Source organism: Lactococcus sp. UBA7128 (assembly GCF_002492185.1).
GTDB lineage: Bacteria > Bacillota > Bacilli > Lactobacillales > Streptococcaceae > Lactococcus > Lactococcus muris.
In genome coordinates this window covers 1-15,259 of record NZ_DKXK01000093.1, presented here as the reverse complement: position 1 = coordinate 15,259, position 15,259 = coordinate 1, and the positions used below count along the sequence as shown (strand labels likewise).

The window sequence follows — 15,259 nt, the reverse complement described above, 5'->3', positions numbered from 1 at the left end:
ACAAAACTGTCAGTATTAACTAGTTTAGGAGGTAACATGAATATTTTTGACGAACTAAAAGAACGTGGTCTAATCTTTCAAACCACTGATGAAGAAGCTCTTCGCGAAGCTTTGACTGAGGGCATGGTCAGTTATTATGTTGGTTACGATCCTACTGCTGACAGTTTACATCTCGGAAACCTAGTGCTTCTCTTAACTATGAAACGTCTGCAGATGGCTGGACATAAGCCGTATCCTTTAGTGGGAGGCGCAACTGGTTTAGTCGGTGACCCTTCTTTCAAAGATGCTGAACGTGGTCTACAAACAAAAGAAACAGTTGTCGAATGGGCGAACAAAATTCGAGCTCAGCTGGAACGCTTTCTCGATTTTGAAAATGGTGAAAACAAGGCCCAAATGGAAAACAATTATAACTGGTTTAAAGATTTGACCTTCATTGATTTTCTTCGTGATGTCGGTAAATACTATACAATTAACTACATGATGAGCAAGGACTCCGTCAAGAGTCGTATTGAAACGGGTATTTCTTATACTGAGTTTGCTTATCAAATTATGCAAGGTTATGATTTCTATGAGCTCAACCAACGTCATGGTATTACCCTGCAGCTTGGTGGTTCTGACCAATGGGGAAATATGACTGCTGGAACAGAGCTACTTCGCCGCAAAGCTGGGAAAACCGGGCACGTTATCACTATCCCACTAATTACAGACTCAACAGGGAAAAAATTTGGTAAATCTGAGGGTAACGCTATTTGGTTAGATGCTGATAAAACCTCTCCTTTTGAGATGTATCAGTTCTGGCTTAACGTCAATGATGATGATGCTGTTAAAATGCTGAAAATATTTACCTTTTTGTCACTTGAGGAAATCGCTGAAATTGCTGAGAAATTTGAAGAAGCACGTCATGAACGCCTAGCTCAAAAAGTTTTGGCCCGAGAAGTCGTGACACTTGTTCATGGGCAAGCTGCCTACGAGCAAGCTGTGAAAATCACTGACACATTATTTGGCGGGGGGGATTTGAAAGCACTCGATGCCAAATCCATTCTTTCTGGTTTAAAAGACGTTCCAACATATCAGGTAAAATCGGACGATAATCTTAATATCGTTGAACTTTTGATTTCAGCAGGAATCGAAAACTCTAAGCGCCAAGCGCGTGAAGATGTGACAAATGGTGCGATTTACATCAATGGTGAACGTATTCAAGACTTGGATTACATGCTCTCAGACGCTGATAAAATTGATAAGCAATTAACAGTTATCCGCCGTGGTAAGAAGAAAAACTTTATCCTAACTTATTAATTTGTAGAGAAATCAAAGACAGTAGAATGCTCATTCTACTGTTTTTTCGTAAATAAGAAAGACTATTTTATTTTTTCGCCGTAATCATGGTATAATAGCTCTAAGAACAAGATTATAAGGATAGAATTATGTCTGATAAAGATTTTGAGCAAATGCTGAAAGACTTGCGTCAACAATATTTAGAAAAACAAAGCGATACAGAAAGAGCAACTGTTTCTGATAAAGGCGAGATTTTTACTCCTGTTTCACAGGAAGAAAAAAGAAATAAGGTTCTTGAAGCACTTCATCTTCTTGAAGAGAAAAAGCTTTTCTTGTCTAATAAACTTGATGATTTACACCAGCAAGCAGCAAGCTATGAACAAATTTCAAAACTTAAGCATCAAATTGAAGCGCTTAAGCACAAACAAGCTCTACTAAAACAGAAGCTGGAATACATTGACAGCGGCGAATCTGACTTTGTAAAAAAAGAAAAACTGAAACGTCAGTTGACAGAACTTGAGTTGAAACGCTGTCGCGCCATTTTAAGTAAAAAAAGTTGCGACAAGATCGATCAGAAAATCAGTCAAAAAAAAGAACTTTTAAAAAAAATAAAGTGACCTTGTTCAGCTTATAATCTTATAAACTGTACTTTTTGTGTGGTTTTTTCTCTAAAATAGACAAAAGAAAGGAAAATTTGTGCTCCATACTATTTTTTATGTCATCGTTTTTCTTCTTGCTCTAGTTATTTCAAATATCATCAATAAAGTTTTCCCAAAACTGGCTCTCCCACTGATTCAAGTCGTGATTGGGCTGTGTTTGGGCTTTTTGGGTGCTTCAAAACTTTTGCAAGTTGACCCAGTGTTTTTCTTAGGCTTTATCATCGCGCCCCTGCTTTTTCGTGAAAGTGAGGAAGCAGATATCAAACATATCTTTAAGCATACGCGCACGATACTCATACTTATTTTTCCATTAGTTTTTATTACAACAATCGGTTTGGGTTATTTGACACACTTCTTTTATTTTTCAGTTCCCTTGGCTGCTTGTTTCGCTTTAGGGGCTTCTTTGGCACCGACAGATGCTATTGCGGTTGCTGCCTTATCTGAACGCTTTAACTTTCCAAAGCGTGTAATGAGCATCCTCACAGGAGAAGGATTGTTGAATGACGCTTCTGGTATCATTTCCTTTCAAATTGCTGTACTCGCCCTGACAACTGGCGAATTTTCGCTTGCCCATGCTTCTACTGACTTGGTTGTCTCTGCTATTGGTGGAGCTGCTGTTGGTTTCCTTCTTGTTTGGATAAAATCTTTTATTTTACGAATCCTTGAAGACGTAGATGCACGAGATGTTACAGGCTACCTTATCTTAGAACTTATGCTTCCTTTATCCGCGTTTTTAATTGCTGACTTGCTTGAAGTTTCAGGAATTATCGCTGTTGTTGTAGCCGGTGTTATGCAGGCCAATGGGCTAAAACGCACTACCCTTTTCGATGCTCAGGTAACAAAAGTAAAAAATACCATATGGGACTTGGTGACTTTTGTATTGAATTCAACAGTCTTTCTTTTCCTTGGTATAGAGCTGCATCAGCTGGTCTTTCCACTTATTGCAGATCCTCTCTACTCTACTTCTTCTCTCTTGTTAATGGTTCTTTTTTTAACAATAGGGCTCTTTATCCTCCGTTTTTCTCTACTGGCTATCTACTATCGCTATGTTTCTCTTCGACGCAATCAAGATTTTTCAGCCTACTGGAACGATATACTGCTGCTTACTTTTTCAGGTTCGAAAGGTACTGTAAGTATTGCTACTGTACTCCTGTTACCACGTACAGTTGATGTCCCTCATAGCTTAATCATCTTCCTCTGTGCTGCTGTCACAGCGCTCAGTTTTTTAACCGGACTCTTTGTCCTCCCCTTAATTGCAGCCAAGAAAGTCGTCAAAGTGGATAACATGGTTAAGATTTCAATCTTAGCGGATGTTGTGCGAGAGCTTGAAAATGACTTGAAACAGGTTCACAAAGAAAAGGCCCGGCTGGGCTATAATATCGCAATCGATAGCTATCAGGATCGCATCCAAAAACTCATTATAGAGCAAGAGAGTTCAAATACTTCTGTTGACTTTAACGAATTGCAACTTCTTATCGTTCGTCTTGAAGCCGAAGGGTTAGAGAATGCTTTGAGGCAAAATGAAATTTCCATGTATACTTATCGTACTTATCAGCGTTATCTCCACTCTATGGAGCAGTCTGTTGCCCATAATTTGGTTTCAAGTTTACAGTATGCTTCCGCTATTTCGATACGTGTCATTCATTTCCTCCTGTCAAGAATCATTCATCTGGACTTCAGTTTCCGAAAAACACGTCCAGATAATGCAATCACGCATCGGGAGATTACCGCACTATACTTCTCTAACACAAAGTTAGTCTTGCAAGCACTGGACAACTTGGAATCTGTTTATGATGAGCGCCTGATTCACTATCTTCAAGCAGAGCGCCTACGTTCTGCAGAGTTTGTCTCACGCGGAGGCTATATCACAGGGATTCTCCACCGCGCTCAACCCAATAATCTTAAGGAAATGATGCGTGCTTACTATTTAGAACGCAAGGCTATTTTTGAGTATGAATCGCGTGGTGAACTCACTATTGGCGAGGCAAAGGTTCTACGCCAGAATGTCAATACTTTAGAGGACTATTCTCTCGCGAGCAACCATCATACATTGCTTTATGATTTTATTGAAAAAAGACGTAAAAAAATTCAAAAGAAGGCGAATGATACGCTCTCTGTCCATGAATAAAAACAGCTTGGCAAGAAGTTTGCCAAGCTATTTTTATTTTTTTCGTCCCAAGAGGCGTACTCCTGCCAAGAGCCAAGAAATACTTGTCAAAATCAATGAAACAAGAAAGGCCATCTGCATGCCTTGTAAGAAGGTTTCTGGATAATCTGGTAAATAAGTCCTTACCGTATAACCAAGTTGACTCGACATGGATAGAAATAAGATTATGGTTGCTATAGATGTTCCTAAGACAAAAGCCATATTCCGGATTAAGGAGTTCACAGAGCCAGCAATTCCTAAATATTTCCGTTCCACTGTTTCCATAATCAAGGCATTATTGGGACTTTGGAATGCTCCCATTGAGGCTCCTTGAAGCAATAACACTGCAATAACCCACCATTGTGGGGAATCTACACGGATAAGGAGATAACCGATTTGTGAAAGTACAACGCCCGTAATTCCCACAAAAGTAATCACTTCCTTATCGATTTTATCTGCAAGTGCACCAGCAATAGGACTTACTAGCAGCATTGCCATAGGGTAGGCCATCATGATAAAACCTGCTGTCCCAGGGGAATAGTCCCGATAATCCTGCAAGTAAAAGGGAAGGAGAATGCTTGCAAACATTGCTACAGTAAAATTTAGCATTGACATCACGAGGCTCAAGGAAAAGAGCCTGTTCTTAAAAATGGCTAAATCAAGTAAAGGCTTGTCCTTCCGCCGTTCAGTAAAAATAAAACTGATAAAAAGAACGACTCCAAGCGCTACACTCAACAATATAAGAGGGTTAGTCCAGCCTAAGGCTTGTCCAAAATTCAAAGCCATAAACAAGAGAACAATGACCGCAGTCATCTGTAAACCACCTGACACGTCTACTTCACTTACAGAGCCTTGTTCCTCATCCTCTGGCAGAGCACGACTCCCAAAGATCCAAGCCACTATCCCTATCGGTACATTAATCCAAAAAATATAATTCCAAGAAGCAACTTGTAAGATTAAACCACCAAGTGCTGGTCCTGCTATAGAACCAACAGAAACGAACATGGAAGTGATTGACAGAGCACGCGCACGCCGCTCAACGGGGAAAACTTGAGCCACAATTCCAAAACTTGTAGCCATAAACATCGATGCGCCAATAGCCTGGATCACACGTGCAAAGAGTAAGAAAGGAAGCCCCAAGCCAAGATTTAAGCCCGCAAGCAGCGAACCAACAATAAAAATCGTCCAGCCCCATCTCGTAACCGTTGTCTTTCCAATCAAATCAGCCAGCCGCCCAAAAATAAGAATGACTGCACTAATAACGATTAAGTAAATAGTGACCACCCAAGTAATCTGGGCTGTCGATACATTCAGCTCACGTGCCATTGTCGGCAGTGCAATATTAACAATTGAACCGTCTAAGGTAGACATCAGTGTAAACAGACCAATGGTCAGAAGCACTTTTGTTCTGTTTTTCATTTGTTCCCTTTCTCTTCCTCTATGGAAAGGCTAAAAGCTTCATCCAATGATACAGTTACTTTCAAAAATCAAAGCAAGTCGTAAAACTCATCTGCTTCTTCTTTGTCCCAGTTTTCTCCTGTTATTTTACTCACCATAATGCCTTTAACTGCACGATCAACCATACCTTCAACATCCAAACGTTTTTCATAGGTCAGGACATTGTCCAGCTTTGGATTTGTTTTAGGGGATGGTGGTGCAAATACGGTACAGCAATCTTCAAAGGGCAAAATCGACAGGTTGAACGTATCAATTTTTTCGGCAATGTCAATGATTTCAATCTTATCCATTGTAACAACTGGACGAATCACCGGTGTACTCGTGACTTCATTAATCACAGACATTGAACCAAGAGTTTGTGAAGCAACCTGCCCCAAACTTTCTCCGTTAATGATTATTTTTCCACCCCGTTCTTCACGGATACGGTCAACCACACGCATCATAAAGCGGCGTGTCAAGGTCATCAAATATGCTTGTGGGACTTTGGCTTTTATTTCTTCTTGAATCTCCGTAAAAGGTACTTCTATAAAGGTAATCGTCCCACCAAATACCGTCAATTTTGCTGTTAAGTCCTTCGCCTTTTTCAAAGCTCCAGGACTGGTATAAGGGGGAGAGGCAAAGTGGACAGCCTCTATCTCTACACCACGTTTAAGCGCCAAATAACCTGCCACTGGCGAATCGATTCCACCTGAGAGCATCAAATGGCCACGTCCAGCAGTCCCAACCGGCATACCACCCGCACCTTTAACTGTTTCAAAGCTCAGATAGGCACCTTCGAGCCGAATTTCAACACGAAGTGTAATATCTGGCTTTTTCATCTGAACCTTTGCATACTCAAAATTATCAAATACAGCATCACCTAGAGTCATGTTTAACTCTGTTGAGTCTTGTTCAAAGCTATGGTCAGAACGCCGCGTAGCGATTTTGAAAGTCATTCCTTCATGATAAATTTCTTTCATCAGAGCAACCGCAGCTGCTTTTAGCCCCTCAATCGACTTTTCAACCTTAATAGAAGCAGAAAAGTTTTGGATCCCGAAGACCTTCATCAAACGTCTTGAGACTTCTTCATAGTCTGTACCGTTCAGTTCAATATGCGCACGATCACGCTGTGCAGTAATCTTCAAATCTGTCAAATCTGCAAGGACTTCTTTTATATTATTGGCCAAGCGATTGATGAAGAAACCACGGTTTTTTCCTTTTGTTGAGAGTTCGCCATAGCGAATCATAATTTCATCATATGCGATAGTCATTGTTTAATCTCCTACTTGCTTCTGTCCAAATAATCGTCAAAATTTGAATAATGTTCCAGTATGCTGCCATACTTTGTTAAGCTATTTCACCATATTTGTAAGTTTTTCAATTTCAGCAATCAGTTTCTGACGAAGAAGCTTATGTTTTTTATCTGTATATTGGTAGCGGTCATCCGTCCAGTGCGATTTATCATAAAGCCATACTGGCATTTTCCTTCGCTCTTCTGATTCACTCGCATATCTTGGAAACACATGTGCATGCAAATAGGCATCCGTATTTCCAAGAATATCATAGTTGATACGCAAGGGTTCGCAGACATTGATTATCGCATCGCCAACAATGCTCATCTCTTTCAAAAACTGAGTTCTTTCTTCAATTTCCATATCATTCAATGAATAATATTTTTCTTTCGGTAACAGTACACAATATCCCTCAAGAAATTGCGTGTCACCTATCGCAACATAACTTGCTTTAAGTTCTGCAATAATCATCGGATTTGTTCCGTTGGCCGCCGATTCAATCCTGTCTTTTCGCCAATCCATAACTTCCCCCCTCTAATCTACATCATTGAGTATATTATATCATTTTAGATATTTATTTATCTAAGCCAATAATAAACGTATCAGAATAAGCGCGACTCCTACTTGAAAGAGAAGGACGACCAAACCATAAATTGCTAACTTTCTACCCGCTCGGATAAATTCCACCAAATTTAGGCGCAGACCAATTGCTGCTAGCGCAATAACTTCACACCAGCTACTGATAAAACGTGCAGCTTCTGTTATAAACCTGGGAAACTGAAGTATAGTATCCAAGCTACAAAAAATAACAAATCCCAAAACATACCAGGGGAGAAAGGCTTGGCGTTTTATCTTTAAGTGCTCCTCTGCCTGCTGTTTCAAGCCCCCTTCCGATTGACGTACTTGGTAGGAAAAATAGAGCACAACAAAGACCAGCATGATGATCCGCATAATTTTAAATAATGTTGCCATAGTGGTTGTTCCTAAATTCACCATGGTCGCCGAAGCTACAACTTGACCAACCGACTGAATCGTCCCACCAATCAAAGCCCCACGTAAAAAGTCGTTTTCTCCCAATAACCAAGTTCCTAAGATGGGCAACAGAAGCATTAAAAAGGTTCCCATCAAGTTCACCATAGTTATTGCAGTACGCTTATCCTTATCCTCTGCACCAATGACTGGCTCAACTGCCGCAATAGCCGAGGAACCACAAACAGCATTTCCTGAAGCCATAAGTGCATTTACTTTAGATGAAAAGCCTAGTTTTTTCCCGATAAACATGACAAAGACAATTGTAAGCACCATTTGTAAAAGAATGAAACTCATTCCCTTCCAACCTAACTCTTTTATCGTTTGAAAGGTCACCGTGGCTCCTAAAAACATCACCGAAAATTCTAGGAGCTTCTTTTCTGACCATGCTGTCCCCGCAAAAAGGATGGGTTGCTTAAAATAAATATTTCCTAAAACAATGCCTAATAAAATAGCAATGGTTGCTGCGCCTAGTCCTTTAAAAACAAATAGATTCAAAACATAGCTCATCAGTGCAACTGCAAAACTTAGCCCCAAGCCTGGTACGATATTTTTATTTAGCATGAAAACTATTATAGCAAAAACAGGGAGTGATTTGTGGGCCTGAATCCTCTAGGAGATAGCATCAGGGGCATTGACAACAATATCTGGCCTACTCTTGTATAAGTTTCATCCCCTAATTAGTTAAGAAACTCTGTTCAAAAAAACGTCAGAATGTTGAATTTATCATTCTGACGTGTGTGTTTGTATTTTTTGCTTATTTTTTCAAATGGTAGTTGTAGCTGGCAAGAATAATGTCCTCGTGGGAATTCAGGTAATAACGCAAGCGTAAGCCTGTCTGGTTGTGGAAAATATTTTGCCAGGGTTTCGATGGAATAAATGTCGGAATCAAGACTGTTGTTGTATAGTTATGTGCCTTAGCTTGTTTTGCAGCCAAGTTGATAAAGCGAACAGCTGGGGTGATGATGCTACGGTAACTTGTATGCACGACTGTCAGCTTAATATCTGGAAAAGTTTCATTGAAATCTCTTTCAATTTCTGCTTCTTTTTCCGTATCTTCTTTTGTCGACACGTGGAGAGCAATGAGATAATCCCCTACAGAACGCGCATAGTTAATCGCCCCGATATCTACATTTGTCACATTTCCAACCAGAACAATCACTGTATTTCCATCAAACTTATGTTCTGCTGTTTCTTTACGCAAGCGTAATTGCTCTGCCACATTCATATAATGATTATGAATACGGATAAAGCAGAAAATCAAAAGCGGCAAAACGACAAAGAAAGGCCAAATTTCAGAAACACGGAAAATCAGCAGTATCATAACAACAACAAAGGAGATAAGAGCTCCAATGATGTTTGGAATGGAGTGCAAGAGGAACTTGTTTCCCAGTTTCTTACGCCAGTGCACAACCATACCAACTTGCGCGAGAGTAAAGGGCGTGAACACACCGATAGCATAAAGAGGAATCAGCCTATCTGTTTGCCCATCGAAGATAAACAGGAGGATAACTGCACCTATAGCAAGGCTAATGATACCATTTGAGTAGCTCAAACGCGTACCACGCGCCGTGAACAAATGCGGCATATATTTTTTCTTAGCCATATTAAAAGCAAGCATCGGGAAAGCTGAATAACCTGTGTTTGCTGCTACTGCTAAAATCAAAGCTGTTGCAATTTGGAAAATAAAGAAGAAAGCATGGCCAAAAACACTGTCTCCAAAGATTTTTTGTGCCATCTGTGCAATGATGGTTACATCAGCACGTGGTGTCAAGCCTAACCAATAGGCAAAGAAGATAACACCACTAAAGAAAGCTGCCAAAATAATACCCATCATCACCAAAGTTTTGGCGGCATTTTTTTCCTTCGGCTGCTTAAAGAAAGGTACAGCATTAGAAATGGCTTCTACCCCTGTCAAAGACGAAGAACCTGTGGAGAAAGCTTTAAGCAAGAGGATAAGTGAAATACCGCCAACTGTTGTTCCGATATGCGCAGGTGCTTGATAAGGCAAGCTGCCTGCGAAGATGCGAAAGATACCCACGCCTAGGAGAGCGACAGTTGCAAGGATAAAGGTATACACAGGAATCATCAGAAAGGCGGCCGACTCACGAAGGCCTCTCAAGTTCATCAGCATAAGCAATAAGGCCAACCCTACTGCAATTTGTAAATTGTACTGATGAAGTTCTGGTAAAGCTGAAGTAATTGCATCTGCACCAGAAGCTGTAGATACAGCAACAGTTAACATATAGTCAACCAGTAGTGAACCCCCAGAAATCAGGCCCGGAATCGTCCCAAGATTCTCTGTTGAAACCAAGTAAGCGCCACCGCCTGACGGATAGGCATGAATAACTTGTGTATAGCTTCCAATCAAGGCAAACAGTAAAACCAAGATAATTAAGGCAATAGGTACAGAATACCAAGAAGCACTTGCCCCTACGGCTACGAGTACTAAAAGAATTTGCTCAGGTCCATAAGCGATTGATGACAAGGCATCTGACGATAGCATGGCCAAAGCCTGTAATTTGGTCAGCAAATGCGAATCACCTACGGTAGATTTTAAAGACTTACCAATTAAAAGCTCTTTGACTTTTTTCAAAACGCAACTCCTATAGAATAAATAAAATCTTTAAGTTGGATTTATCTGGCTTAATTCAGTCTAGGCTTGACTTCCCTAGCATAATACTGCCTCTCCAATATAACTCAACCATTGTAGCATTTTTTTATTGATTTTAGTAGTATTTTTATGTTTGATTTCAGTAACAAATGCATATCAAGAACAGCTTGCTCACAGACATACAGCTCCTTATACTTTCGTGCCAAATTTTTGAAAAACTTGTGTTGCAAAAACTGGCTCTATCTTTGGCCTAAAACATTTTTCAAAAACATGTTTATGGGCTATCAAAAGCAGTAAAATTATGCTAAAATATGAATGATATAAACTTTTTTTATAGGAGAAAACATTTTGGCTGAAATTATTGAAGAACTTAATGACCAAATGAAGGTACGGCGTGAAAAAATGGAAGCACTGCGCGAGTCAGGTATCGATCCATTCGGACACCGGTTTGTTCGTACACATAACTCTGCAGAACTACATGCGAAATACGATGAAAATACTAAGGAAGAATTACAGGAAAAAGACTTGCATGCAACAATCGCAGGTCGTCTGATGACAAAGCGCGGTAAAGGTAAAGTGGGATTTGCTCATCTCCAAGACCGCGAAGGGCAAATTCAGATTTATGTGCGTAAAGATGAGGTGGGTGAAGAAAACTATCAAATCTTCAAACAAGCTGACCTCGGTGATTTCCTGGGTGTTGAAGGGCAAATCATGAAAACAGATATGGGTGAGCTTTCCATTAAAGCCAGCAAACTGACTTTCTTGTCCAAAGCACTTCGCCCATTGCCAGAAAAATTTCATGGCCTTACAGATACGGAAACACGTTACCGTAAACGTTACTTGGACTTGATTTCAAACAAAGAAAGCTTCAACCGTTTTGTTACGCGTTCTAAAATCATCAGTGAAATCCGCCGCTATATGGACGGACGAGGTTATCTTGAAGTTGAAACACCTGTTTTAAACAATGAAGCCGGCGGTGCTGCTGCCCGTCCATTCTATACACACCACAACTCATTAAACATTGATATGGCGCTCCGTATTGCGACAGAATTGCACTTGAAACGCTTAATCGTTGGTGGCATGGAAAAGGTTTATGAACTCGGTCGTGTCTTCCGTAACGAAGGAATGGATATGACACACAATCCTGAGTTTACAACCATGGAATCCTATGAGGCCTATGCTGATTTTGATGACATTATGGACTTGACTGAAGGTATTTTCCAGCATGTTGCCCACACTGTGCTTGGTAAAGATATTATTGAGTATGATGGTAAAGAAATCAACGTGGGTGGCAAGTTTGCCCGTGTCCACATGGTTGATGCAATCAAAGAGCAAACAGGGGTAGACTTCTGGAAAGACATGTCCTTTGAAGAAGCTGTTGCTTTAGCTAAAGAACATGATATCTATGTTGAAAAGCACTTTACAAGTGTCGGACACATCATTAATGAATTCTTCGAAAAATATGTTGAAGATACATTGGTTCAACCAACATTTGTTTTTGGACATCCAAAAGAAATTTCACCATTAGCTAAAATGAATGAAGAAGATCCTCGTTTTACAGATCGTTTTGAACTCTTCATCAACGGTAAAGAATACGCAAATGCTTTCTCTGAGCTCAACGACCCTATCGATCAGTTGGAACGTTTTGAAGCACAGGCTAAAGCAAAAGAACTTGGTGACGATGAAGCAACTGGCGTGGACTATGACTATGTAGAAGCCTTGGAACACGGTATGCCACCAACAGGGGGGTTAGGCATTGGTATTGACCGTCTCGTCATGCTCTTCACTGGAACAACATCTATCCGTGATGTCCTCCTCTTCCCAACAATGAAATAAAAAGAAAAATCCAGTTTTTTTAGCTGGATTTTTTCCAATCACACAGTATATTTAGATTAAGAGAATAAAATGCTAAGAATATCTCAAATAAAAACTTCCATTGATAATCCGGTGGAAAAAGTGAAAGAACTCCTCTTGAAAAAATTAAAAATTCAAGAGTCCGACTTGATAAGCTATCGCATTTATAAAGAATCGATTGATGCCCGACATCGTGGAGAAATTAACTTTATTTACACCGTTGATGTTGAAGTTAAAAATGAAGTAAAAATCCTCAAAAGAAAAATCAAAAATGTTTCTCCCTCACCAGATTTAAAGTATAAAAATCCCCAACCAGGCACTGAACCTATGGCTCATCGCCCTCTTGTTATAGGTTTTGGTCCAGCTGGGATGTTTTCTGCTCTCCTTTTGGCTCAAATGGGTTACCGCCCAATCGTTTTAGAACGCGGGCAGAAAGTTGAAGAGCGTGTAAAAGCCATTGAGAGCTTCTGGAAGGAGGGGAAGCTCAATCCTGCTTCAAACGTTCAGTTTGGCGAAGGTGGAGCAGGGACCTTTTCTGATGGAAAACTCACCTCTCGTGTCCGGGACCTACGCGGTCGTAAAGTCTTAGAAGAATTTGTCAAGGCGGGTGCACCAGAGGATATTCTCTATAAAGCTCATCCCCATGTTGGTACAGACTTGCTCCGTGATATTGTAAAGAATATTCGTGAACAAATTATCGCTCTTGGTGGCGAGGTGCTTTTTGACAGCCAGGTTGCCTCCTTCCTCATTGAAAAGAATAAACTTCAAGGCATCGTTCTAAAAAATGGGCAGAAAATCTTCTCCAATCACGCCGTTTTAGCTATTGGGCACAGTGCACGAGATACTTTTTCAGAACTTTATGACAAGGGGATTAACATGACAGCCAAACCCTTTGCCGTCGGTGTACGTATCGAACATCCTCAAAGCCTGATTAATAAAGCTCAATACAAAGAATTTGCTAAACATCCACGGCTTGGAGCAGCCGAGTATCGATTGACACATAAGGCAAGCTCTGGGCGCGGCGTTTATACTTTCTGCATGTGCCCAGGAGGTCTTGTTGTACCAGCAGCATCTGAGGAGGGACGACTGGTCACAAACGGGATGAGCGAGCACGCCCGTTCTGAGGAAAACGCCAATAGCGGTCTTTTGGTTCAAGTCTTCCCCGAAGATTTTGGAAAAGACCATCCTCTGGCAGGTGTAGAATTTCAACGTCAACTTGAGGAAAAAGCCTTTGATTTAGGAGGCAAAAACTACAAAGCTCCTGCTCAACTGGTGGGCGATTTCCTTGAAGACAAAGCTTCAACTCAGACAGGTGAAGTTACCCCTTCTTATGCACTAGGCGTTACCCCTACTGATCTCCGTCAACTTTTCCCTGAATATATCACTTCTTCGATAAAAGAAGCACTTCTTGGATTTGATAAAAAAATAGAAGGTTTTGCCATGCCTGATGCTGTTATGACTGGCGTAGAGTCGCGTTCATCTTCACCTGTCCGCATTAACCGTGATGAAGAAAGCTTCCAGTCCCTTTCGACAGAAGGGATTTACCCTTCTGGTGAAGGTGCTGGCTTTGCCGGTGGTATCGTTTCTGCTGCTATTGACGGTCTCAAGTGTGCCGAGCAAATGATTTCTACTTTTGCCCGACCATAAAAAAGAAAAAAGCATGATTTCTTTAAACTCAGAAATCATGCTTTTTTAAGCTTCACTATCAAACGTTACGAGTACACTAATATTAGCATTCAAACATAGGCATAACTTTTTTTAATTCTCATAACTGATCAGCCCTTCCAAATCTAATTTCACATTTTCTAAATCATCAAGAATTCCTGTATGAGAAACATTCAAAATATAGCTTTCTTTCCTCACCATGTCTAAAATCCGAAAAATTTCTTGCAAGCTTTTTCTATCAATATGCTCAAAAGCTTCATCGAATAACATAATCTTACATGAAGCCAAAACAGTAGCTATAAACGCTAACTTTTGCTTCGTACCTTGAGATAAATTCTTAACCAAAGTATACTCAAACTCTTTCATACTCAGATCTTCCATCATTTTTTGAGATACTTCCATATTGCTCTTTATTTCTCTTCGGTATAGACGCAAAATATATTCTACAAATTCAATACTTTTCAAAAATTCATAGCCAAAAAAATCCGAAGTCAGTTTTACAATTTCAAAATTTTTCTTTACGTCAATCTTTTCTGTACCAATAGAGGCTGTGAATTCTTCAACTCTTAATTCTCCATTTAAGGCAGATAAAAAGCTGCTTTTTCCTATTCCATTTTTCCCAACAATATTTGTGATAATTCCTTTTGAAATTGATGTTTCTAAAAAAGGAATGACCACCTTTTGTCCTTGGTATAAGTTTTTTACTTTGATATAAAATCTAGTATTTCCCATAAATCACCCCCATGATAAGTCCAGCTAAAAATATTATTGCACATGAACCAAAAAATATTAAAGCAAATATGTTTTTCTTCTTTTTACTAAAAAATTTCAAAAAAAGATGACTAGCATAAAGAAAAGCTATGCTGAGTGATAACAATGGCCAAATATTCATATTTTTTTCTCTCCTCCCAGTTGTACTATTGCTTTTCCAAACAAATAACTTGTAAACAAAATGAATATTGCAATATAAACTTTTATAAAGAACATCTCTGAAATATCAAGGTCTTCCGCCTTATTGACAATCTGAGTTAGACCTATAAGAACCAATAATGCCAAGTAAATGAACGGATTGTATGCTGCTTTTACAGACATTGTTTTGTCAATGGCCAAAGATTGATAATCTATCAAAATCGTACTTTCTTGTATTAAGGATAATACCAAACTGATAGGAACAGAAAGTAGAAAAAGTGTCCGTTCACTGATCAGTATCAAAAATAAAATGAGCATAGGAAAACTAATGAGAAAAAGAGTGAAATTTTTTTCAAGTAATTTGAAGAAAAAATTTTTA

Annotated in this window: 13 protein-coding genes; 5 read left to right on the top strand and 8 right to left on the bottom strand. The window is 39.7% G+C overall.

What is annotated here, in order from left to right; translation table 11 throughout:
- The first annotated feature begins 36 nt into the window (after nt 1-36).
- The 3 genes from tyrS (at nt 37) to B4H39_RS10050 (ending at nt 4,062) form a co-directional block, all read left to right on the top strand.
- Nucleotides 37-1,296 carry a tyrosine--tRNA ligase gene (tyrS, locus tag B4H39_RS10060; protein WP_251422839.1) on the top strand — a complete coding sequence of 420 codons (1,260 nt, stop codon included), beginning with the start codon at nt 37-39 and terminating at the stop codon, nt 1,294-1,296.
- A 128-nt stretch (nt 1,297-1,424) separates the two neighbouring features.
- Nucleotides 1,425-1,892, top strand: coding sequence for a hypothetical protein (locus B4H39_RS10055; RefSeq protein ID WP_251422836.1), 468 nt, complete (start codon nt 1,425-1,427; stop codon nt 1,890-1,892).
- A 79-nt stretch (nt 1,893-1,971) separates the two neighbouring features.
- The gene (locus B4H39_RS10050) at nt 1,972-4,062 is read left to right on the top strand and encodes a cation:proton antiporter (protein WP_286927577.1); all 2,091 of its coding nucleotides are present in this window, start codon (nt 1,972-1,974) and stop codon (nt 4,060-4,062) included.
- Between the two features lie 33 nt (nt 4,063-4,095).
- Here the strand turns inward: B4H39_RS10050 and B4H39_RS10045 are convergent, their stop codons facing one another.
- From B4H39_RS10045 to B4H39_RS10025, 5 genes are all read right to left on the bottom strand, one after another.
- The gene (locus B4H39_RS10045) at nt 4,096-5,499 is read right to left on the bottom strand and encodes an MFS transporter (RefSeq protein ID WP_251422831.1); all 1,404 of its coding nucleotides are present in this window, start codon (nt 5,497-5,499) and stop codon (nt 4,096-4,098) included.
- 68 nt (nt 5,500-5,567) lie between these two features.
- Nucleotides 5,568-6,788 (bottom strand): tRNA uracil 4-sulfurtransferase ThiI, encoded by a 1,221-nt coding sequence (thiI, locus tag B4H39_RS10040; protein WP_251422828.1) that lies wholly within the window; start codon nt 6,786-6,788, stop codon nt 5,568-5,570.
- An 81-nt stretch (nt 6,789-6,869) separates the two neighbouring features.
- Complete coding sequence (locus B4H39_RS10035; RefSeq protein WP_202230415.1) at nt 6,870-7,331, bottom strand: HIT family protein; 462 nt, start codon at nt 7,329-7,331, stop codon at nt 6,870-6,872.
- Between the two features lie 60 nt (nt 7,332-7,391).
- Complete coding sequence (locus B4H39_RS10030) at nt 7,392-8,402, bottom strand: YeiH family protein (RefSeq protein ID WP_251422826.1); 1,011 nt, start codon at nt 8,400-8,402, stop codon at nt 7,392-7,394.
- A 193-nt stretch (nt 8,403-8,595) separates the two neighbouring features.
- Nucleotides 8,596-10,434, bottom strand: a complete 1,839-nt coding sequence (locus B4H39_RS10025) for an APC family permease (RefSeq protein ID WP_251422824.1) — start codon at nt 10,432-10,434, stop codon at nt 8,596-8,598.
- Nucleotides 10,435-10,797: 363 nt separating this feature from the next.
- Between B4H39_RS10025 and lysS the strand changes: the two genes are divergently transcribed.
- Both lysS and B4H39_RS10015 read left to right on the top strand, forming a co-directional pair.
- The gene (gene lysS / locus B4H39_RS10020) at nt 10,798-12,288 is read left to right on the top strand and encodes a lysine--tRNA ligase (RefSeq protein WP_202230455.1); all 1,491 of its coding nucleotides are present in this window, start codon (nt 10,798-10,800) and stop codon (nt 12,286-12,288) included.
- Nucleotides 12,289-12,357: 69 nt separating this feature from the next.
- Nucleotides 12,358-13,953: an NAD(P)/FAD-dependent oxidoreductase gene (locus B4H39_RS10015; RefSeq protein WP_251422821.1), complete on the top strand. Its 1,596-nt coding sequence runs from the start codon at nt 12,358-12,360 to the stop codon at nt 13,951-13,953.
- A gap of 111 nt (nt 13,954-14,064) precedes the next feature.
- Here B4H39_RS10015 and B4H39_RS10010 read toward each other — a convergent pair whose 3' ends face one another.
- The 3 genes from B4H39_RS10010 to B4H39_RS10000 form a co-directional block, all read right to left on the bottom strand.
- Nucleotides 14,065-14,703 (bottom strand): ATP-binding cassette domain-containing protein, encoded by a 639-nt coding sequence (locus B4H39_RS10010; protein ID WP_251422818.1) that lies wholly within the window; start codon nt 14,701-14,703, stop codon nt 14,065-14,067.
- Nucleotides 14,690-14,863 carry a hypothetical protein gene (locus B4H39_RS10005; protein WP_251422814.1) on the bottom strand — a complete coding sequence of 58 codons (174 nt, stop codon included), beginning with the start codon at nt 14,861-14,863 and terminating at the stop codon, nt 14,690-14,692. Before B4H39_RS10005 ends, B4H39_RS10010 begins: the two co-directional genes overlap by 14 nt.
- Nucleotides 14,860-15,259: hypothetical protein (locus B4H39_RS10000; protein WP_286927576.1), on the bottom strand; the 400-nt coding region annotated here is incomplete at its 5' end. The genes B4H39_RS10000 and B4H39_RS10005, both read right to left, overlap by 4 nt.

Coding starts and splice junctions, on each gene's coding strand:
- tyrS (WP_251422839.1), top strand. CDS start 37: ATGAATATTTTTGACGAACTAAAAGAACGTGGTCTAATCTTTCAAACC.
- B4H39_RS10055 (WP_251422836.1), top strand. CDS start 1,425: ATGTCTGATAAAGATTTTGAGCAAATGCTGAAAGACTTGCGTCAACAA.
- B4H39_RS10045 (WP_251422831.1), bottom strand. CDS start 5,499: ATGAAAAACAGAACAAAAGTGCTTCTGACCATTGGTCTGTTTACACTG.
- thiI (WP_251422828.1), bottom strand. CDS start 6,788: ATGACTATCGCATATGATGAAATTATGATTCGCTATGGCGAACTCTCA.
- B4H39_RS10035 (WP_202230415.1), bottom strand. CDS start 7,331: ATGGATTGGCGAAAAGACAGGATTGAATCGGCGGCCAACGGAACAAAT.
- B4H39_RS10030 (WP_251422826.1), bottom strand. CDS start 8,402: ATGCTAAATAAAAATATCGTACCAGGCTTGGGGCTAAGTTTTGCAGTT.
- B4H39_RS10015 (WP_251422821.1), top strand. CDS start 12,358: ATGCTAAGAATATCTCAAATAAAAACTTCCATTGATAATCCGGTGGAA.
- B4H39_RS10010 (WP_251422818.1), bottom strand. CDS start 14,703: ATGGGAAATACTAGATTTTATATCAAAGTAAAAAACTTATACCAAGGA.
- B4H39_RS10005 (WP_251422814.1), bottom strand. CDS start 14,863: ATGAATATTTGGCCATTGTTATCACTCAGCATAGCTTTTCTTTATGCT.